At 72.2% G+C, this 20,544-nt stretch carries 12 protein-coding genes; 4 read left to right on the top strand and 8 right to left on the bottom strand.

Features of this window, described 5'->3' with window-relative positions:
- The first annotated feature begins 164 nt into the window (after positions 1-164).
- The 3 genes from ACF08M_RS18215 (at position 165) to ACF08M_RS18225 (ending at position 6,069) form a co-directional block, all read left to right on the top strand.
- The gene (locus tag ACF08M_RS18215; protein ID WP_392186250.1) at positions 165-902 is read left to right on the top strand and encodes a response regulator transcription factor; all 738 of its coding nucleotides are present in this window, start codon (positions 165-167) and stop codon (positions 900-902) included.
- Positions 899-1,975, top strand: coding sequence for an ATP-binding protein (locus ACF08M_RS18220; RefSeq protein WP_392186251.1), 1,077 nt, complete (start codon positions 899-901; stop codon positions 1,973-1,975). The genes ACF08M_RS18215 and ACF08M_RS18220 overlap by 4 nt, the downstream gene beginning before the upstream one ends.
- A gap of 257 nt (positions 1,976-2,232) precedes the next feature.
- Positions 2,233-6,069 carry a multifunctional oxoglutarate decarboxylase/oxoglutarate dehydrogenase thiamine pyrophosphate-binding subunit/dihydrolipoyllysine-residue succinyltransferase subunit gene (locus ACF08M_RS18225; protein WP_392186252.1) on the top strand — a complete coding sequence of 1,279 codons (3,837 nt, stop codon included), beginning with the start codon at positions 2,233-2,235 and terminating at the stop codon, positions 6,067-6,069.
- 280 nt (positions 6,070-6,349) lie between these two features.
- Here the strand turns inward: ACF08M_RS18225 and fxsT are convergent, their stop codons facing one another.
- The 8 genes from fxsT to ACF08M_RS18265 form a co-directional block, all read right to left on the bottom strand.
- Positions 6,350-9,343 carry an FxSxx-COOH system tetratricopeptide repeat protein gene (gene fxsT / locus ACF08M_RS18230; RefSeq protein WP_392186253.1) on the bottom strand — a complete coding sequence of 998 codons (2,994 nt, stop codon included), beginning with the start codon at positions 9,341-9,343 and terminating at the stop codon, positions 6,350-6,352.
- Positions 9,344-9,424: 81 nt separating this feature from the next.
- The gene (locus ACF08M_RS18235; RefSeq protein ID WP_392186254.1) at positions 9,425-10,870 is read right to left on the bottom strand and encodes an aKG-HExxH-type peptide beta-hydroxylase; all 1,446 of its coding nucleotides are present in this window, start codon (positions 10,868-10,870) and stop codon (positions 9,425-9,427) included.
- A complete protein-coding gene (locus tag ACF08M_RS18240) occupies positions 10,867-12,081 on the bottom strand; it encodes an FxsB family cyclophane-forming radical SAM/SPASM peptide maturase (RefSeq protein ID WP_392186255.1) in 1,215 nt (404 codons plus the stop codon). The genes ACF08M_RS18235 and ACF08M_RS18240 overlap by 4 nt, the downstream gene beginning before the upstream one ends.
- A 220-nt stretch (positions 12,082-12,301) precedes the next feature.
- Positions 12,302-12,487, bottom strand: coding sequence for an FxSxx-COOH cyclophane-containing RiPP peptide (gene fxsA / locus ACF08M_RS18245; protein WP_392186256.1), 186 nt, complete (start codon positions 12,485-12,487; stop codon positions 12,302-12,304).
- 256 nt (positions 12,488-12,743) lie between these two features.
- Positions 12,744-16,265: an SAV_2336 N-terminal domain-related protein gene (locus ACF08M_RS18250; protein WP_392186257.1), complete on the bottom strand. Its 3,522-nt coding sequence runs from the start codon at positions 16,263-16,265 to the stop codon at positions 12,744-12,746.
- Positions 16,266-16,272: 7 nt separating this feature from the next.
- Positions 16,273-17,304 (bottom strand): AAA family ATPase, encoded by a 1,032-nt coding sequence (locus ACF08M_RS18255; RefSeq protein ID WP_392186258.1) that lies wholly within the window; start codon positions 17,302-17,304, stop codon positions 16,273-16,275.
- 103 nt (positions 17,305-17,407) lie between these two features.
- Positions 17,408-19,516: a trypsin-like peptidase domain-containing protein gene (locus ACF08M_RS18260; protein ID WP_392186259.1), complete on the bottom strand. Its 2,109-nt coding sequence runs from the start codon at positions 19,514-19,516 to the stop codon at positions 17,408-17,410.
- The gene (locus tag ACF08M_RS18265) at positions 19,513-20,145 is read right to left on the bottom strand and encodes a CU044_2847 family protein (RefSeq protein ID WP_392186260.1); all 633 of its coding nucleotides are present in this window, start codon (positions 20,143-20,145) and stop codon (positions 19,513-19,515) included. Before ACF08M_RS18265 ends, ACF08M_RS18260 begins: the two co-directional genes overlap by 4 nt.
- Positions 20,146-20,329: 184 nt before the next feature.
- Between ACF08M_RS18265 and ACF08M_RS18270 the strand changes: the two genes are divergently transcribed.
- A complete protein-coding gene (locus tag ACF08M_RS18270) occupies positions 20,330-20,509 on the top strand; it encodes a DUF6104 family protein (protein ID WP_014048295.1) in 180 nt (59 codons plus the stop codon).
- Positions 20,510-20,544 lie beyond the last annotated feature (35 nt).

Genomic DNA, 20,544 nt, shown 5'->3' on the forward strand with positions numbered 1-20,544 from the left:
ACACTCCGCCACCTGTCGCACCCAAGCCGTTACACCCTGCGTAGCCGAGAGCACTCCGCTGCCTTTACGCTGCTGACCGGTGACGGGATCACCCATGAAATCCACTAGCGAAGACCGTGCGTCCGGGGGTATGAACCCCCGTGAGAACGGGCAGGGGCGGGGCGATGGAACAGACACACACCACCCACAACGGTGTCGCGGCCACCCCGGGCGCTCAGCGCCGGGTGCTGGTGGTCGAGGACGACGTCACGATCGTCGAAGCCATTTCCGCCCGGCTGCGGGCGGAGGGCTTTCTGGTGCAGACCGCGCTCGACGGACCCGCGGCCGTGGACGCGGCCGAGGCGTGGCAGCCCGATCTGATGGTGCTCGACATCATGCTTCCCGGCTTCGACGGCCTGGAGGTCTGCCGTCGCGTGCAGGCCCAGCGGCCGGTGCCGGTGCTCATGCTGACCGCCAGGGACGACGAGACCGACATGCTGGTCGGTCTCGGGGTCGGCGCCGACGACTACATGACCAAGCCGTTCTCGATGCGTGAACTGGCGGCCCGGGTGCACGTACTGCTGCGCCGGGTCGAGCGTGCGGCGCTGGCCGCGGTCACTCCGCGCAGCGGCATACTGCGCCTCGGCGAACTGGAGATCGATCACGCGCAGCGCCGGGTCCGGGTGCGCGCCGATGACGTCCACCTCACGCCGACCGAGTTCGACCTCCTGGTCTGCCTGGCCAATACGCCGCGCGCGGTGCTCTCCCGGGAGCAGCTGCTGGCCGAGGTCTGGGACTGGGCGGACGCCTCCGGCACCCGTACCGTCGACAGCCACATCAAGGCGCTGCGCCGGAAGATCGGTGCGGAGCGGATCCGTACCGTGCACGGTGTCGGCTACGCCCTGGAGACCCCTGCCCCATGACCCGGCCCGGTTCCGGACTGCGTCCTTTTTCGGTCAAGGCCAAGCTGGGCACGCTCGTGGTGGTCTCGGTGTTCATCACCACCGGGCTGCTGATGGTGGCCCTGCGCACCCGGACGGAACTGCGCTTCATCACGGTGTTCTCGGTGATCGCGACCCTGCTGATCACCCAGTTCGTGGCACACGGTCTGACGGCGCCGCTGGATGAGATGACGACCGTGGCCCGGTCGATCTCGCACGGCGACTACACCAGACGGGTGAGTGGCGCCGACCGGCGTGACGAGCTCGGCGACCTGGCCCAGACGATCAACCTCATGGCGGACGACCTGGAGGCCGTGGACCGGCATCGCAAGGAGCTGGTGGCCAATGTGTCGCATGAGCTGCGGACCCCCATCGCTGCGCTCAGAGCCGTACTGGAGAACGTCGTGGACGGGGTGTCCACGGCCGATCCCGAGACCATGCGGACGGCGTTGAAGCAGACCGAGCGGCTCGGCAGGCTGGTGGAGACGCTGCTGGACCTGTCCCGTCTGGACAGCGGGGTGGTCACGCTGAGGTCCCGCCGCTTCGAGGTGTGGCCGTATCTGTCGGGTGTGCTGAAGGAGGCGAACCTCGCCGCCTCGCACCGCCGGCTGCCCTCCGGTTCAGGGAACCACACCCGTAAGGACGTACATCTGCATCTGGACGTGTCGCCGCCCGAGCTGACCGCGCACGCGGACGCGGAACGGCTGCACCAGGTGGTGGCCAATCTGATCGATAACGCTGTCAAGCACAGCCCGCCGCACGGCCGGGTCACCGTCCTGGCGCGGCGCGGCGCCGGACCGGAATCGCTGGCGCTGGAGGTCCTGGACGAGGGGCCGGGCATTCCGGAGTCCGAGCGGCACCGGGTCTTCGAGCGTTTCAACCGGGGCGAGGTGCCGTCCCCGCACGGGCCGGGCAGCGACGGCGGTACGGGCCTGGGCCTGGCGATCGCCCGCTGGGCGGTGGATCTGCACGGCGGACAGATCGGCGTGGCCGAATCCGCTCGCGGCTGCCGCATTCAGGTCACTCTTCCGGGGACCTCGAAACCACGAGGTTGACATAGGGTTCGAACCGGAAGGGAACGTTCTGCGTGTTCCCTTCAAGGGGTACGGTCCAGGGGGCCGTAGCTGCGGTCCCGCGTACCCGGAGCGAAGCGGAACCATGCTTGTTTCCCGCCAATTCCTGCGCCGAAACCCGCCTTCCGATGTGACTTGCACGACGAAGACCGGCCCGGCCTGCATGGAACGGCTGCGGAGGCGTAGCCTTGATTTCCGCTGTCCATCACCTTGTGAAGCGGAAGAGGGCGGTTGCCGCCGTGTCGTCTCAGTCCCCCAGTAACTCGAGCATCTCGACCGACCAAGCCAGCCCGGGTTCCGACCCGGCTGCGGCTTTCGGCCCCAATGAGTGGCTCGTCGACGAGATCTACCAGCAGTACCTCCAGGATCCCAATTCGGTCGATCGTGCCTGGTGGGACTTCTTCGCCGACTACAAGCCGGGTACGTCCGGCACGGCGGACAAGCCCGTTCCCGGCGCCCCGGCCGCGGGGGCTGCGGTGACCCCGGCCCCGGCCGCCACCGCACCGGCCGCCACGCCCCGGGCCGCTCCGGCGCAGACCCCTGCTCCGGCCGCGAAGGCCCCCGCGCCCGCAGCTCCGGCACCCGCCCAGGCCGCTCCCGCCGCCGCTGCCCCGGCAGCCCCGGCGAAGGCCGCGCCGGTGGCCGAGGCCCCGGCCAAGCCCGCGGCGGCTCCGGCCACCGAGGCTCCGGCCGGCCCCGAGTACGTGACGCTGCGCGGCCCGTCGGCCGCCGTCGCGAAGAACATGAACGCCTCGCTGGAGCTGCCGACGGCCACGTCCGTGCGCGCCGTTCCGGTGAAGCTGCTCTTCGACAACCGCATCGTCATCAACAACCACCTCAAGCGCGCCCGTGGCGGGAAGATCTCCTTCACGCACCTCATCGGGTACGCGATGGTGCAGGCCCTCAAGGCCATGCCGGCGATGAACCACTCCTTCGCGCTGAAGGACGGCAAGCCGACCCTGGTCAAGCCGGAGCACGTCAACCTCGGTCTGGCCATCGACCTGGTCAAGCCGAACGGCGACCGCCAGCTGGTCGTCGCGGCCATCAAGAAGGCCGAGACGCTGAACTTCTTCGAGTTCTGGCAGGCCTACGAGGACATCGTCCGGCGCGCCCGCAACGGCAAGCTCGGCATGGACGACTTCACCGGGGTCACCGCCTCACTGACCAACCCCGGCGGCATCGGCACCGTGCACTCGGTGCCCCGCCTGATGCCCGGCCAGGGCCTCATCATGGGCGTCGGTGCGATGGACTACCCGGCCGAGTTCCAGGGCACCTCACAGGACACCCTGAACAAGCTGGGCATCTCCAAGATCATGACGCTGACCTCGACGTACGACCACCGGGTCATCCAGGGTGCCGCCTCCGGCGAGTTCCTGCGGATCGTCGCCCAGCTTCTGCTCGGCGAGAACGAGTTCTACGACGAGATCTTCAAGTCGCTGCGCATCCCGTACGAGCCGGTCCGCTGGCTCACGGACATCGACGCCTCGCACGACAACGACGTGACCAAGGCCGCGCGGGTCTTCGAGCTGATCCACTCCTACCGGGTCCGCGGCCATGTCATGGCCGACACCGACCCGCTGGAGTACCGCCAGCGCAAGCACCCCGACCTGGACATCACCGAGCACGGCCTCACCCTGTGGGACCTGGAGCGGGACTTCGCGGTCGGCGGTTTCGCCGGCAAGTCGTTGATGAAGCTCCGCGACATCCTCGGTGTGCTGCGCGAGTCGTACTGCCGCACCACCGGCATCGAGTTCATGCATATCCAGGACCCGAAGCAGCGCAAGTGGATCCAGGACCGGGTGGAGCGCACGCGCACCCAGCAGCCCGAGCGCGAGGAGCAGCTGCGGATCCTGCGCCGGCTCAACGCCGCCGAGGCGTTCGAGACGTTCCTGCAGACCAAGTACGTCGGCCAGAAGCGATTCTCGCTGGAGGGCGGCGAGTCCGTCATCCCGCTGCTCGACGCGGTCATCGACTCCGCTGCCGAGGCCCGCCTCGACGAGGTCGTCATCGGCATGGCCCACCGCGGCCGGCTGAACGTGCTGGCGAACATCGTCGGCAAGTCGTACGCGCAGATCTTCCGCGAGTTCGAGGGCAACCTCGACCCCCGGTCGATGCACGGCTCCGGCGACGTGAAGTACCACCTGGGCGCCGAGGGCACCTTCACCGGTCTGGACGGCGAGCAGATCAAGGTCTCGCTGGCCGCCAACCCCTCGCACCTGGAGGCGGTCGACCCGGTCCTGGAGGGCATCGCCCGCGCCAAGCAGGACATCATCAACAAGGGCGGCACGGACTTCACGGTCCTGCCCGTCGCGCTCCACGGCGACGCGGCCTTCGCGGGCCAGGGTGTCGTCGCCGAGACGCTCAACATGTCGCAGCTGCGTGGCTACCGCACCGGCGGCACCGTGCACGTGGTGATCAACAACCAGGTCGGCTTCACCGCCGCCCCGGAGTCCTCGCGCTCCTCGATGTACGCCACCGACGTGGCGCGCATGATCGAGGCGCCGATCATCCACGTCAACGGCGACGACCCCGAGGCCGTCGTCCGGGTCGCGCGCCTGGCCTTCGAGTTCCGGCAGGCGTTCAACAAGGACGTCGTGATCGACCTCATCTGCTACCGCCGCCGCGGTCACAACGAGGGCGACAACCCGGAGTTCACCAACCCGCAGATGTACACCCTGATCGACAAGAAGCGCTCGGTGCGCAAGCTCTACACCGAGTCCCTCATCGGTCGCGGCGACATCACGCTGGAAGAGGCCGAGCAGGCACTCCAGGACTTCCAGGGCCAGTTGGAGAAGGTGTTCGCGGAGGTCCGCGAGGCCACCTCGCTGCCGGCTCCGGCGCACACCCCCGAGGTCCAGCCCGAGTTCCCGGTCGCCGTCACCACCGCGGTCTCCCAGGAGGTCGTGAAGGTCATCGCGGAGTCCCAGGTCAACATCCCCGACCGGATCACCGTCCACCCCCGCCTGATGCCGCAGATGCAGCGCCGCGCGGCCTCGGTGGAGAACGGCACGATCGACTGGGGCATGGGCGAGACCCTGGCCATCGGTTCGCTGCTGATGGAGGGCACCCCGGTCCGGCTCGCCGGCCAGGACACCCGTCGCGGCACCTTCGGCCAGCGGCACGCGGTCCTCGTCGACCAGGTGACCGGCGAGGACTACACCCCGCTGCTCTACCTCGCCGACGACCAGGCCCGTTACAACGTCTACGACTCGCTGCTCAGCGAGTACGCGGCGATGGGCTTCGAGTACGGCTACTCGCTGGCCCGTCCGGAGTCGCTGGTCATCTGGGAGGCCCAGTTCGGTGACTTCGTCAACGGCGCGCAGACCGTCGTCGACGAGTTCATCTCCTCGGCCGAGCAGAAGTGGGGCCAGACCTCCGGCGTCACGCTGCTGCTGCCGCACGGCTACGAGGGCCAGGGCCCGGACCACTCGTCCGCCCGCCCAGAGCGTTTCCTCACGCTGTGCGCGCAGAACAACATGACGGTCGCCATGCCGACCCTGCCGTCGAACTACTTCCACCTCCTGCGGTGGCAGGTGCACAACCCGCACCACAAGCCGCTGATCGTCTTCACCCCGAAGTCGATGCTCCGCCTCAAGGCGGCCGCGTCGAAGGTGGAGGAGTTCACCACCGGCGGCTTCCGCCCGGTGATCGGCGACGACTCGGTGAACCCGAACGACGTCCGCAAGGTCGTCTTCTGCGCGGGCAAGGTCTACTACGACCTGGAGGCCGAGCGTGCGAAGCGCGGCGCCACGGACGCTGCGGCTGCCAGTACCGCGATCATCCGTCTGGAGCGCCTGTACCCGCTGCCGGGTGCCGAGCTGCAGGCCGAGATCGCCAAGTACCCGAACGCCGAGAAGTACCTCTGGACCCAGGAGGAGCCGGCCAACCAGGGCGCCTGGCCGTTCATCGCCCTGAACCTGATCGACCACCTGGACCTGGCCGTCGGCGCCGACGTCCCGCACGGTGAGCGCCTGCGCCGCATCTCGCGGCCGCACAGCTCGTCCCCGGCGGTCGGCTCGGCCAAGCGCCACCAGGCCGAGCAGGCACAGCTGGTCGCCGAGGTCTTCGACGCCTGACCGGCTGCTGTACGGAACCGGGGCCCGGCTCCGCGACTCGATCGCGGGGCCGGGCCCTCGGCGTGCGTACGGGGCGGGCCCGTTCAGATGATCAGGGTCGTCCTCGTCCTGCGCTGGGCCGCGAAGGATTCCGCGTCCACGACGACCGGTATCGGGGCGTCCTCCCCGGCGCCGTGGACCCGACGACGACCGCCGTCCGTACCCCCGTTGCCTCACAACTGACCTGTGCAGCACGGATACTGACGTCACATCATCCGGAGTGCGCTTTCCATGAACCGGGTCAGACCATCTGCGGCTCGAAGTCCCAGTACGGACGGTTGCGGGAACGGGCCGAGACCGTGTGGACGTGCTGGGCACCGAGGGTCGCCACCAGGTCCCCCAGCGCCTCGCTCTCGACCTTCTCCGCCCGCTGCCGGTCGCGGATCCCGCGCAGGTCCGCGGCGTGGGCGATCCGGGCGGAGAGGGTCAGCGGGTGGGTCCGGCCGAGTACCTCGATGGCCCGGTTGATCAGCGAGTCCGTGAGGGCGGCTGCGGATTCCGGGTCGCCCACCAGGTTGCGCAACGCCGAGGCGTTGACCGCGCAGCCGAGGGTCCAGGGATGGTTCTCGCCCACGGCCTCCGTCATGTCGGCGAGCGCCTGCTCCAGGAGCGCGTGCGCCTGGTCCCGCTCCCCCACGTTCCGGAGGATCAGGGCATGGTTGGTCCGGGTCCCCGCCACGTAGGGGTGCGATTCGCCGAGCGTCTCCACATAGCCCCGGACGACCTTCTCGCTTATATCCCTGGCCTGGTCGATGTCGGCGTGCTCGCGGGCGAAGCAGCTCTGGCTGGCCGCGAACATCATGGTCAGGGGGTCGTCCTCGCCGAGCACGCGTTCGCACCGCTCCAGGACCCGGGTGAACAGCGCCGCGGCCCTGGGGCGTTCCCCCGACCGGTAGTGGCACAACGCGAGGTTGTGTTCCGCGCGCAGGGTCTGCGGGTTGTCGTGGCCCATCACCAGCCGGTGCACCCGGGCGCTCTGGTTCTGGAGCGACAGGGCGTCGCTGTACCGGCCGAGCAGGCGCAGGTCGGTGGCGTAGTTGATCTCGGAGTACAGGGTCCAGGTGTGACGCGGGCGCAGCAGTTGCCGCCGGGCCTCCAGGGTCCGCCGGTTGAGCTCCAGGGAGTCCTCGTACCGGCCCAGCAGGCGCATCGAAGTACCCAGGTTGTTCTGCGCGCTGAGCGTGCGCGAGTCCTGCTCGCCCAGCAGTTCGCGGTAGGCCGCGAGGATCCAGCCGGACATCTCCAGCGCCTCGTCGTACCGGCCGAGGCCCCGCAGGTCCGCGGCGAGGCCGCCCGCGGCGCGCAGGTGTTCCAGGTCCTGGGGGCCGCGTTCGGCGCGCAGATGGTCGACGGCGGCCCGCTCGATGGCTTCCGTGCCGGCGTAGTCGCCGACGGCCCGCAGCACGTTGGCGTAGTTGTAGCTGAGGTCCCAGACCCGGGGGTGGTCCTCGCCGAGGAGCCTCCGCCAGGCCTTCATGGCGCGTTCGCCCAGTTTGATGCCGGCCCGGTACTCACCGGAGAGGTACATGTAGCGCAGGCAGTTGAGCACCAGGGTCTGCACCGCCGGGTCGGTGCTGTTGAGCACATCGGCCCACTTCAGGTGCGGAGTGATCTCGGCGTAGGCGGGCCACAGACGGGTGTCGGTGGGGCGGCCGGGGTCCGCGGCGGCGAGGGCGCGGCGGACCACGTCGATGAACTCCTGGCGGTCCTGGTCCGGCATGTCCTTGCCGATGATCTGGTGGACCATGCGGTGCATGTAGAGCGATTCGCCGGACGACGCCTCGTCGGCGACCGATTCGTGGGACTCCAGGCGGACCACGGAGTACTGACGGAGCTGGCCGATCGCCTTGTTCCACAGCAGCGGGTCGTTCATCAGGCCCGCGAGCTGTTCCGGCAGCTCCCCGGAGGGCATCTCCTTCAGCAGCCGCACGGGGATCGAACCGGGTGCGAAGAAGCTGCACAGGCGCAGCAGGTCGACGGACTCGGGAACGGTGTCCTTGAGCTTGTTCAGCAGTATCGACCAGGCGGTCTGGAAGGCGAGCGGGAAGTCGGCGGAGATCTTGACGACGTCCTGGTCGATGCCGCCTTCGAGGAGCTCGATGTACTCGTCGACCGACATGTCGGAGTCGTTGAGCCAGCCGGCGGTCTGGTCGAGGAGGAGCGGGAGGTCTTCGAGCGCGTCGGCGAGCTGGTCGGCCTCGACCGGGGTCAGGCGCGGTGCGCGGCGCCTGATGAAGGCGACCGATTCGTCGCGGTCGTAGACCGGGATCTCGACGAGGTTGCTGTTGTGTTCGCTCCACTCCGGGTTGCGGGAGGTGATCAGGACATGCCCGGGGCCGGTGGGCACCAGGTCCCAGATGTGTTCGGGTTCGTCGGCCCCGTCGAGGACGAGGAGCCAGTGGGAGTGCGGCTCGCCGCGGCGCAGCGCGTCCCGTACCGCGCGCAGCCGTTCGCCGTACTCGGCCCCGGTCGACAGGCCCAGTTCGGGGGCGAGTTCGGCGAGCTTCTGGCGGTAGAGGGCGCGACGGTCGGCGGGCACCCACCACACGACGTCGTACTCGGAGCCGAAGCGGTAGACGTACTCCGCGGCCAGCTGGGTCTTGCCGACGCCGGACATGCCGTGCAGGGTCACGACCCCGGCACCGGAGCCGGCGTCCTGGAGGGCCTGGTACGCCCTGGTGAGCAGTTCCTCGCGGCCGGTGAACCGGGTGTTGCGCCGCGGCACCCCGCCCCACACCTCGGGGGTGTCGGCCGGATACCGGGGTCCGGGCCGGGCCGCGACGGACTCCGGCAGCGGGTCGGTGGGCAGGCCCAGACGGACGAGGAGACGCCGCTCGGCCTCGTCGGCGCCGACGTTGGTCAGGTCGGCCGCGCCGAAGGCCGAGGTGGCGCCGGGCAGCGCCGATGTGGTGACGCAGACGGCGGCGAAGCGGTCCGGGTCGGGGGCGACAACCTCGCGCAGCGCCCGGTTCCACTCCTCGTGGCTGCGGGGGCCGAGCTGGAAGTACCAGTCGCTGAGGATCACCAGGACCTGGCCGCGCGACAGCGTCAGATCCCGCAGCGACTCCTCCAGCGGCACCTCCACCGGTGGGTCCCAGCGCTGCTGGACGACCGTCACCCCGCGCCGCTCCAGACGGTCACCGATCCACGCCGACCACGCGCGGTTGAAACCGGCGAAACTGATGGTGACGGTGTGCGCCCCGGTTGCTCCAACTTGCTTATGCGTTCCGGGCATTCAGCCGTCTCCCTGCCTCGATTCGAGCCTTGTCAAGATACACCGGAGCATGGCCGTTCCGGCGGACAATCCCGGGGTCTCTCACGGCCTCCGCGGGCCGTTCCTCTGCTGCCATATCACCTTGGCGGTGGCCACGTACGCCTGCGCGCGCGCGAGGTGCCCCGTTGGAGGCGGGCAATCGTCCAGACGGTGGTAGAGCGTGATCATCTCGTTGACCAGCACCCGGCCTTCCCGGGTCAGTGCCGCCGAGCCGGCCAGCACGGGCAGGACGGCTCCCACCTGTTCGCGGCAGCGGGCGTGCTCGGCCCAGGCCAGGTCCCGGTGGGTGACGCGCCGCGCGGCCAGCGCGAACCGTTGCCAGTAGTCGGCGAGCGCGATGTGCGAGTAGGCGCCCTGGAGAAGGCCGTCGAAGGGGCGTGGGTCGGAGCGCCACGGCGCGAAGTGCCGTGGTTCCGGGTCCTCGTGGTGCAGCGGTACGAGGGCGCCGAGCGCGGCCAGCTTGGTGTGCTGGAGTTCGTGGACGAGGGTGGAGGCGAAGTAGGCGGGGGTGGCCGGTTTGCTGCTCAGGACAGCGCCGAACGCCTCACGCCTGGTGCCACTGCAATGGGCCGCGCCCTCTCCGGTGGGCCCGGAGCCGGGTGGCGGGCCGAGCGGGACCAGGCAGCGCAGCAGGACCGCCGCTTCGGTGAGGCGGTGTTCGCCGCCGACGGCGAGCAGGGGCGCCACTCCGGCCCAGGACTCGGCCCACGCCTTGCGTTCGTGGTCGTCGATGTGGGCGGCGGCGCTCAGCCCGTGGTGTCGGAGCCCGCTGCCGTCGGTGCGGTACGGGTCGACGTCGTCCAGGGGTACGGGTCCGAGGCCGGGCCGTACGGCGGGCAGGGCGAGCACCGGCAGCCAGCGCGGGTCGGCCGAGCCGGTCGTTCCGTCCGGCTGCGGGTGTGCGACGAGGGGTGCCCCGTCCGTACTCCCCGACATCGTCAGTTTTCCTTCAAAGAAGGCGATGTCGACCGTTTCGGGGGTCGCGGATGTCCCGGATGCCGTGCGCAGGGCGCCCAGGGTGGGCAGCGACAGCAACCCGTCGTGGGCGGCGAGCCGGGTGGTGAACGGGATTCCGGCACGGATCGCGGCCGCGGCGGCCAGTGCGCTCAAGTGGGCGAGGTCGGCGCGGAGTTCGGGTCCGGGTCCGGGCCCGGTGGCGGAGCCGACGAGGCCGCGCAGGCAGCGCTGCGCCCAGGGGCCGGTGAGGGGGTGGAACAGGACGGTGCGTACGGCGCTCCGGTCGGCGCGCTCGGCCGTCTCCAGCAGCGCCCAGTCCTGGCGCAGCCGGTCGAGCGCCGGGGACGGGCAGAGGGATGCGGGGGCCGCCTCGGCCGCGTCGAGCAGGGCCCGCAGCAGGAGGAGCCGGCGGGTGTCCTGATCGCGTACGAGGACGTGGAGGGTGTCGGCGTCGCCCTCGGTGCGGCCGAGTCGGCGCAGCATGTGGTCCGGGAGCGGGGGGCTCGGTGGGGGGATCGGTGCGGGGCTCATCGGTGTGCTCCTGCGGTTGCGTCGGACAGCCGGCCCGCGATGTGGCGGACCAGCCGTTCGAGATCGGCGCAGTAGACGGACGGGTTGGTGAAGCCGTTGTCTGCGCGGTAGCGGTGTGCGTAGTGCCCGCCGCCGCAGACGGTCAGCAGCGGGCAGGCGCGGCACGCGGCGGCGAGCGCGTCGGCGCCTGCCTGGCGGGCTGCGACGCCGGGGTGGCGCAGGGCGTCGTCGAAGGTATGGCGGAATATGTCGAGTCCGGTGGCGGCGGCCGTGTCGTAGGCGGACTTGAGGGAGTCCACCTGCTCGATCGTCCCGTCGGTCTCGACCACGATCGCGTTGACCGGGTCGAGGCCGAGGGATTCGGTCGCGGCGGGCAGGCCCAGCAGCAGGGCGACGCACTCCTCGAAGAGCCGGACCCGGGTCTCCCGGCGCGCGGCCGGCCACCAGCGGTCGAAGACGGTGGTGAGCCAGTCGCCGTACGGGGTCGGGCGGCCCGGTCCCGGCCCCATGGGGGCTGTCCCCGCGCCGGGCAGTCCCGGCGGGGGGTTCGTCCAGTTGCCGTGCGGCAGCAGCAGGTCCAGGACGGGCGGGCGCAGGGCGAGCAGCGACTCGTACATCTCGATCGGGTCGGTCCGCGGGTCGACGACCGTGAGGATGCCCGCGTACACATCGGGGTGCCGGTCGGCGAGGAGCCGGGCGCCGCGCGAGGCGGCGGGCCAGGACGGGCGTCCGGCGCGGTCGGTGCGCTGGGTGTTGTGGGCGGCCAGACCTCCGTCGAGGCTGATGCCGATGCGTATGCCGTGCCGTGCGAGGGTGGCGATGCGGGTCTCGGTGAGGAGGGTGGCGTTGGTCTGGACGGTGGTGTGGACGGTGCAGCCGTCGGGCGTCAGGCCGCGGACCCGGGCGGCGAAGGCGGCCAGCCGGCCGGCGCCCGCGAGGAGGGGTTCGCCGCCGTGCAGGACGAGGGCGACGTCACGCAGTCCGTGGGTCGCCGCGTGCTCGGCGATCCGGTGCGCGGTGCGATCCAGGACGGCGGGTGCGGCGGCGGCCGGGCGGGTGCGCCAGGTGCGGTCGGGGCCCTCGTAGAGGTAGCAGTAACGGCAGGCGAGATTGCAGCGGCCGTGCACCTTGACGATGAACTGCCCGAAGGGGACGGCGGGCCGGCCGCCGTCGGCACGCGGGGGCGGTGGCGGCGTCGCCTGTCGAGACACTCCCGCACCCCCGTGCCACACGTTCACCGGAGCGGCCCCCGTTGCCGCCCCGAAGCGAGTATCCCTGGCCCGTCCCGCGGGCAAACCCGCCCCGCGCCACGATGTCCTGTTCGTCCGGGCCCCGGACCGAAATCGTGCGGCCCCGCCCCCCGCATCGCCGTGGGCGGCGTGGCCGGAGTCCGTCGCGACACGGATGTGCCCGATGCCGAGGGGACAGCGCTCAGAAGGCGTTGGTGAATCCCCACAGCATCTCCCGCGGCTGTTCGGCCCGCCCTCGCAGATCCGCGACCACCTCGGCGAGCACCGGATGGTCCAGCGTCCGCAGCGCCTCCAGATCGAGCCCCAGCAGGTCCGGCAGCGCCTCCGGTCCGCCGGACGGTATGGCCTTGTGTGCCGTCTCGCTCATCATGCCTCCCCGTATCACCGCGTCGTGCTCGTGGTGGGCTGCTCGCCCTTGAGCGCACCCCGCCGGGCCCGCGTCCCCGACCTGTGCGCCGGCACGGATTCCGCCCGCACCGGCCGCCTCTGTACGGATGCCCCGCACGCCCCGGCCCACGCCTGGTGAACCATGCCGACCGGCGCCGGTCGTGCGCCGGTGGTACAGCGGCGGCACACCCGCGCACCGGCCGCACCGCACCGCCGGGTGCTCTCCGTCGAGCGACTCAGCGTTCCAGTTCCGCCAGCCGCCCGGCGGTCGACTCGCCCGCCGCGCCGCCGTCGTCCGGCAGTTTGTGCCATTCCCGGCGGGCCGCCCGGTACGCCTCGCGTGCGGCCCGGGGGCGCCCCGCCCTCTCGTACGTCATACCCCGCCAGTGGTTGGCTGTAGCACTCAACTCGACAGCTTGATGGACCTGTTGCGGACCGTCCGACTCCGCTTCGGCCGTGCCGGCCGCCTCGGCCGCGTCCCGGAACGCCTCCGCCGCCTCGTCGAGCCGGGCCGGGCGTTGCAGCACCCGCGAGGCGTCGAGGTGGGACAGACCCAGCTCCAGCCAGCAGCGCGCCTCGGTCAGCGGGTCGGCCGCCTCCTGGGCCGCGAGCCCGAAGAGATGCTCGGCCTCCCGCAGGTCGACCCGGTCCCCGGTGGCCCGGTGCCGCAGCATCAGCGCCCGGCCCAGCATCAGCAGCCGCTCGGCCTGGCGCGCGCCCGCCGCCGTCTCCGTACGGCAGTCGCGCAGCACCCGTACGGCGGCACCGATGTGCGCCCGCCCGTCGGGCAGCTGGGCGCGGCGCAGCAGGGTGCCGCCCCATTCGGCGAGCAGATCCGCGTGCGCCTGCGAGTCGCGCGGCACGCCCCGCGCGGCGCGGGCGAACCAGTCGGCCGCTGCCACGAGTTCGTCGGAATCTCCGGTGTGTTCGTAGCGGGCGACCCGGACCCGGGCGGCCCGGGTCCGGAGCGAGGCGAGCAGCCGCTGGTCCCGCACGGTCTCCAGGGCCTGCTCGATCAGGACGCCCGCCTCGTCCGGCTCCTCACCGGAACCGAGCAGGGCGTCCACCAGGTCGAGCAGGATGCGCAACTCGGTGCCCATGGTGTGGCGGCCGCCACCCTGCCCGAAGGCCGTACGCAAGGAGCGCGCCGCCTGGCCGGCGTACACCCGGGACTGTTCGGTGTCGGCGGTGGCCCCGGCCAGTTTCAGCAGGGTGCGGCCGTGCGCCAGCGGCAGGGCGACCGGGCGGTTCTCCTGGTCGGGCCAGACGTCGGCGAACGCCTCCAGCATGCCGCGCGCGGCCTGCAGCAGGGCGGTGTCGCCGTCGAGCCGCCATTGCGCCTCCAGGGCCCGGACCCGCTCCAGGGTGAGCCGGAGGGCCTCGGCCGGTTCCAGACCGGGGTCCGAACAGGCGGCCGTGTACTCGCGGTCGGCGCGGCGCAGCAGTTCCAGCGCACCGCGCCGGTCGCCGCGGCTCCGGCGGTCGTCGGCCGCGGCGTGCAACACCTTGGCCAGTACGGCGCGTTCGCGTAGCGCCCCCGGGTGCGCGGCGGCCCGTTCGGCGGCGTACTCGGCCTCACGGAGCAGTTCGGCGTCGCCCTGGACCTCCCAGAGCCGCAGGACGCAGCGCGAGTACTCCGCCCACAGCTCGGGGTCGGAACCCGGCTGCTCCTCGCGCTCGGTGGCGCCCCGCAGCAGCTGCACGGCGTCCATCAGGTACTGCACCATGCCGTCCGATTCGAAGTGCCGCGTCAGGACACGGGCGCTCTCCACCGCCGCGTTCCGTGCCGGGACGAGGCTTTGGCGGTCGTCCCGGTCGGCCGGGACGACGAACTGCTCGGGCAGGGGCATGAACCGCTCCAGCACGCGGGCCGCGACCTCGGCGAAGGGATGGGGCGCGCGCGCCCCGCCGCCCGCGCCGTTCTCCCCGTTCTCGTCACCTTCTTCCATGTCCTCGTCGAGTACGCCGTTCTGCATGGCGCCCGTGGTGCGGGTGGCCCGCGACGGTCCGAACCGGCCCTCACCGAGCTGGGCGAAGGCCAGGGCCGGGAAGTTCGGCCCGCCCTTCCCGAACCGCTGCTCGATGTACTGCGAGCAGTGCTTGAGCACGAGCAGCGCCTCGTCCCGGCCCAGCGGACCGAGGAGCGCCTCCCGGACCCCGGGGGCGAACTCGTACCACTGGCCGCCCTCCTCGCCGCCGCCCTGGCCCTTGCTCCGTGACAGCAGTCCGCTCAGCAGCACCTCGGCGAGTTCGGACGGTCCCGAGCCGGGCAGCATCGTGCGCTGCACCAGTTGCATCACCGGGAGGTACAGCGGGGCCGCCGCCAGGTAGACGGCCAGCTGTCCGGCGGCCGGGGAGGCCGCGGAACGGAATCGGCTGACCAGCTGGAGCGAGGACAGCCCGTCGCCGGGGCGCTGGGCGGCCGCCGCGGGCTGATCGGCCCGTACCCAGCCGACGGCTCCGGAGATCTGTCCCGCGCCGGTGCCGGACAGCAGTCTCGCCCAGGCCGCCAACGCGCCTTTCACCGGCGGGAGTACGGGAATCGCCAGGGCCCCCGGATGCACGGCGGGGCCTGTTCCGGCGTGCTCCGCGACCTTCAGTACAGCGGCTCCGCCGGGCCCCTCGCCCCGCGTCAGCGAACCGTAGGTGACCGGCAGCCTGGTCCGGTTCCACATCCGCTGCGGCAGGGGCTGGAGCACGGCGGTCGGGGCCTGCCCGGCCAGCTGGTGCAGCAGCCGGTGGGCCCGGCCGCTGTGCCAAAGCGGACCGGCGCAGTCGCTGACCAGGACGGTGACGCGACGGCCGGTCGGATCGCTCAGCCGGTCCGCGGAGTTCAGCGGCGCCGCGGCCGGATCGAGGCTGCGGCTCACCGCGGCCGCGCCGTCCGGACCCTGGTGCAGATAGCGGACCTGGACATCCCGGAAGGCGCCCAACTGGCTGAAGATCTGCTGGAGTTCACCGAACATCCGGTCCCACACCAGCATCGAGGACGAGGCGTCCATGACGCACTGGAGCAGCGCCTCGCCCCGGGACGCGCCCCGGAACACCGGCATGACGATCCCGCCGGCCCGCGCGCTCAGCTCGGCGGTCGCCGTCTCGTCCAGGGTGCGGCGCAGTGGCGGCACGGCCGGGCGATAGCGCTGCAACGGGCGCAGCGCCCGCTGGAGTTCGAGCGGCGCGGGGAGGGCAGGGGCGGCGGGGACGCCCAGGGTGAGCGCTCTCGTCCGGCCGCCCCGGGCAGTACCCCGCCCGCGCCCGGCCGGTCCGTCCGGGCGCGGGGCGCCGGGTGACGGGGTACGGGGTACGGGGTAGAGGGCGACCCGCCGGTCGGCGTCCCCGGGATCCTGCTGCTCCACAGGCTCGTCGTCGTCCGGCGCGGAGTCCGGGGCCTTGTCGTGCCCGGCTGCCGACGTGGCGGGGTGCCCGCCCGGCCGGTCCTCTCGGGCCGGGTCCGCGGCCGGTGGTGCGTCCCCGGCGCTCCCGTCGTCCGGTGCGTCGGGGTCGCGGGTCCAGCGGGCCAGCCAGAGGGCGTCGCAGAGCTGCTCGACATCGGGGTCGAGCCCGGCCTCGCGCAAACGGGCGACGAATGCGGGCAGCAGCCCCCCGTCGTACGGCGGGGCGGTCCCCGTCGCCGCTGCGTCGCCCCGCTCCCCCGCCTCGTCCGGGAGGTCGTGGTCGCGAGGCTCCGTGACCCCGTCCGCGCCGCTGCCGGGGCCGCCTTCCTCATCCGGTCCGTGCCGCGGCATGCCCGTGGCCATCAGTGCATCACCTCGGCCGGTCGAGTCGCTGGATGAGCAGATCGGCGAGGCGGTCGCGGCCGGCCGGGGCGGCGGCGTCGGTGAGATAGATCGCGTTCAACAGCTGGTCGGTGGCGAGGAGTTCACTGCGGGAACGCTCCAGGAAGTGGGCGATGAGATCGTCCCCGGAGCGCGCCGCCTCGTCGCCGAGGTGGGCGCGTACGAAGGTCGCGAGCCGCTGGTGGTCGGGGCGTCCGAGCTCCAGGTGGATGCACCGGCGCATCAGGGGGGCCGGGAAGTCCCGCTCGCCGTTGCTGGTGAGCACCACGAAGGGGAACGCCCGGCACTGCACCCGGCCGCCCCGCACCTTCACCTTGTTGCCGTCGTCGTCGAGGACCTCCGCCTCGCCGTCGGGCAGCCGGTCGGCGATCCGCTCCAGCTCGGGAATGCCGAACTCGCCCTCCTCCAGCACATTGAGCAGGTCGTTCGGCAGATCGATGTCGCTCTTGTCGAGCTCGTCGATGAGCAGGACGCGCGGCCGGTCCGAGGGCAGCAGCGCGGTGCCGAGCGGTCCGAGCCGGATGTAGCTGCCGACGCTCTCCGCGGAATCGGCGCCGGTCGCCCCGGCCGCCGCACCGTGCGCGGCGATCTGGACGTCCTGGAGCCGGGCGATGGCGTCGTAGTGGTAGAGGCCGTCCTGGAGCGCCGAGCGGCTGACGATGGGCCAGCGCAGGACCCGGCCGAGTCCGAGCTCATGCGCGACGGAGTGGGCCAGGGTGCTCTTTCCGGCGCCGGGGCTGCCGGTGACCAGCAGCGGACGCCGCAGATAGAGCGCGGCGTTGATCATTTCGAGCTCTTCGGCACCCGGCCGGTGGAGTTCGGCGATGTGCCGGTAGCCGCCGAGACGGCGGTCGGCGGAACCGTCCCCGCCCGGGTCGTCGGGGTCCGGGGCGCCGCGGCCTCCGAAGTCCCGCCAGGGCGGCGGGGGCGGCAACTGCTCGATTCCTTCGTGCGGTTCGCCGGCCCCTCGGTAGATGAGCCACTCGCTGGGTTCACTCATAACGTGTTCCTCGTCGTCACTCGTCCGCCAGGGGCAGCAGTCGAACGTGCATCACGGTAGCGATCCGCCGTACACCCCGTAAGGGGCCGGCCGGCCCGGTCGTTCACGGCGCCTCCAGGAACTGTCCGGAGCCGGGCAGCGGATGATGGGGATCCTCGTACAACAGGGCGACACCGTCCGACCAGAACGTCTCCGTGCGGCCCATGCGTACACCCTGCCTCAACTCATGTATTTTTCTCGGGAGTTGATCGGCCGTGCGGGCCTCGGCGACGGTATCGGCGGCACGCCGGTGGAACTCCGTGCAGACCGCGGCCGGTTCGGCCGCCCTGCGCCGCCACAGGGCCACCCCGAAACCGGCATCGAGCACCCGTCCGAGGCCGGCCGCGGCCTCGGGATGGGCGCGGTCGCCGTAACGGCAGAGCACCGGGACGGTCTCGTACGCCAGTCCGCGCAGCTCCTCCACCACGGGTACGGGTACCCGTATTCCGTCCTCGCAGTCGACGACCGCGGACCGCATCGCGGCGGACATGGTCCGGGCCCAGCGCGCCTCGCGCTCGTCGATCCCGTGGTCGGCCGGGAGCGGAGGGTGGTCCAGGCGGCGGACGACCACGGGGCGCAGCACCCCGAGCGGCCGCCCGTCGGGCAGCACCTGCCACTCGTCGACCGCCAGTTCCATGAGGGTCCGGTCCACGGCAACCTGGAGCACGGCGGGGCTGCCGGGTTCGTCGCACCGCCGGAACGCCTCCGCCAGCGGGCCCGCGAGCCGGGCGGGGAGGGCGTCCGGTGCGGTGCCCCGGCTGTCCTCGGCGACGGGCAGGACGTCCCCGGCGTGCTGGGCGACGCCGATCCGCCAGTCGTAGCGGTCCGGTTCCCAGCCGCGCGGCTCCAGTTGCAGCAGGACGAACGGGACGGTGCGGGTCCTGGCGGGTTCGAGTACCGGCGTCGGGGTGCGCTGGTGCTCGCGGCCGGGGGCGTGCCGGCCGTAGTGCCGGAGCCCGGCGAGCTCATGGCGGAACTTGCGGGAGAGCCGGTCCTCCGCCGTCCGCTTCACCCAGTCCCACAGGGATGCTTCGGCGTGCTGGGTGGACGGCAGGACGTAGGGGCGTTCGGCGGACAGGGCGCTCATGCAGTAGCGCAGGATCAGCTCCAGTGCGCCGTCGCCGCCGGGGGCGTCGTACAGCGTCCCCAGTCCGTCGCGCCAGCCGCGCGGGGCGGCGTGGTGCTCGGCCGGGTGGGTGTCCGGCAGCCGGTCCAGGAGGTCGAGGAGACTGCGGGTGCTGAGCGGGGGCGGGAGTTCGGCGAGCCGGCCGAGCAGGTCGACGCGCTGCTGGGGGCTGAGGGCGAGCCCCGCTCCGGCGCCCAGTTCGCGCTGGAGATCGGCCCAGGTCCGCTCGGTGCCGACGGAGCTGGTGTGCCGGTCGGCGTGGTAGCGGTCGTGGGCGTGGAACACCGCCTGATAGGGGTCGTCGGTCTCGGCGGCGACCGCCGCGGGCGGCACGGGCAGCGTACGCAGCCGCTCGACGCCGATCGAGGTCCCGCCGGTCGTGCCGTCGGAGCGCGACTTGAGTACGCCGACGACCTCGCCGCGGGCCAGGTCCACCACGGGTCCGCCGGACAGGCCCGGGTACATCCGGTCGCCGTCGAGCCGCATCTGCTCGTCGTCCTCGGCCCAGTCGCCGAAGGTGCCCATCACCTGGCAGCGCCCGCTGAACCGGGTCAGCTGCCCCGATCCGCCGTCCGTCCAGCCGGTGTAGAGGACCGAACCGCCGCCGAACATGCCGGCCGGGCGCTCGGTGACGTACACGCAGGGGTGCTCGACCGGCCGCAGCAGCCGGATGAGCGCGAGGTCGGGTGCGGGCCAGCCGCCCGACGGCGCGGGAACCCGCGCGCCGGGCCCGGCCGCTCCGGTCCGGGTCTCGGGCAGGGCAGCGACCACGGTGCCCTCGACCGCGGTCTCGGCGCTGCCGGGGTCCGGCTTGAAGACCACGTTCACATGACGCCCCTCCCCCTCCATCGCCACGTGCGCGCACGTGAGGACCCAGCTCGGGGCGATGAAGAAGCCGCTCCCCAGGAAGCCGCTGTCGGATCCGTCAGGGGCATACCCGGGCTCCGGGCGGTGGATGCGCACGGTCGCCGCCATCACGAGGCCCGCCAGCGCACGGTACGTACTCTCCGAGCCGCCCCCCGCGCCCCGGCCCGGCGGCTGGGTCATGACCCGCTTCCGGCGTCGGGCCCGGCCCCGTCCGGATGCACCGGTGCGCCGGTGGTTGCCCCGGTGTCCGGCTCCCCGGCGGACGCGGTGGCGTCCGGACGGCCCGCGGCCGGGTCCGGGGAGGCCGCGGGCGCACCGCCCGGAGGCGTCGTCGGCACGGGCGGGTGCGCGGGCGGCGCGGAGGGCGGGGGCGGCACGGGCGGGGCGGGGTGCGGCGACGGCTGTCCCGCCCCGCGCGCACCGCTCTGCGCCGGGATCGCCGGATCGACGGGCGGGCCCCCGCCGGTCCACGTCAGGGTGACTGTGATGCCGCCCTTGGCCTCGCCGTCGGCGAGGAGTCCGACGACCTTGCCGGCCTTCGCGGTGAGCTCGATGCCGAATTCGACGCTGACCTCGTCGGGCCGCACCGCCCGCAGCGGTTCGGCGAGCGAGCGCGCGACGCTGGTCACGACGGCCTGCAGGCTCTCGACCCGGGCCTGCACCTGATCGGCGAAGTCCCCGTACCCGATGTCCGTGAACGCCGGACCCCGGGCGGGCTTCGCCAGCTCCTCCGCCCCGGAGATCCGCGCCCAGACGGGTGTGCCGTCCGGCATCTCGATGCGCGTGATGCGGGCCCCGCTGCCGTCCATGAAATCCCCCGTTCCCCCAACTACCCGCAGGTTAACGGCAGTACGCGGCCGACGCGAGGTACATGGGCCATGACACCGGCACGTCGGGAGCCGGTTCCCGGCGGATTCGGGAGGCCGTCGCGACCGCGTCCGGCGACGCGCTCCCGGCCGCCGCGGGGCTGTCACCAGGCATTAGGCTGGCCGCATGTACTTCACCGACCGCGGTATCGAGGAGCTGGAGAAGCGGCGAGGCGAGGAAGAGGTCACTTTCGAGTGGCTCGCCGAGCAGCTGCGTACGTTCGTCGATCTCAATCCCGACTTCGAGGTGCCCGTCGAGCGCCTCGCCACGTGGCTGGCCCGCCTCGACGACGACGAGGACGAGTAGGCAAGTAGGGGCAAGTAGGGGAACGAGCAGGAGGG

It is taken from the genome of Streptomyces sp. NPDC015032, assembly GCF_043080425.1.
Lineage (GTDB): Bacteria > Actinomycetota > Actinomycetes > Streptomycetales > Streptomycetaceae > Streptomyces.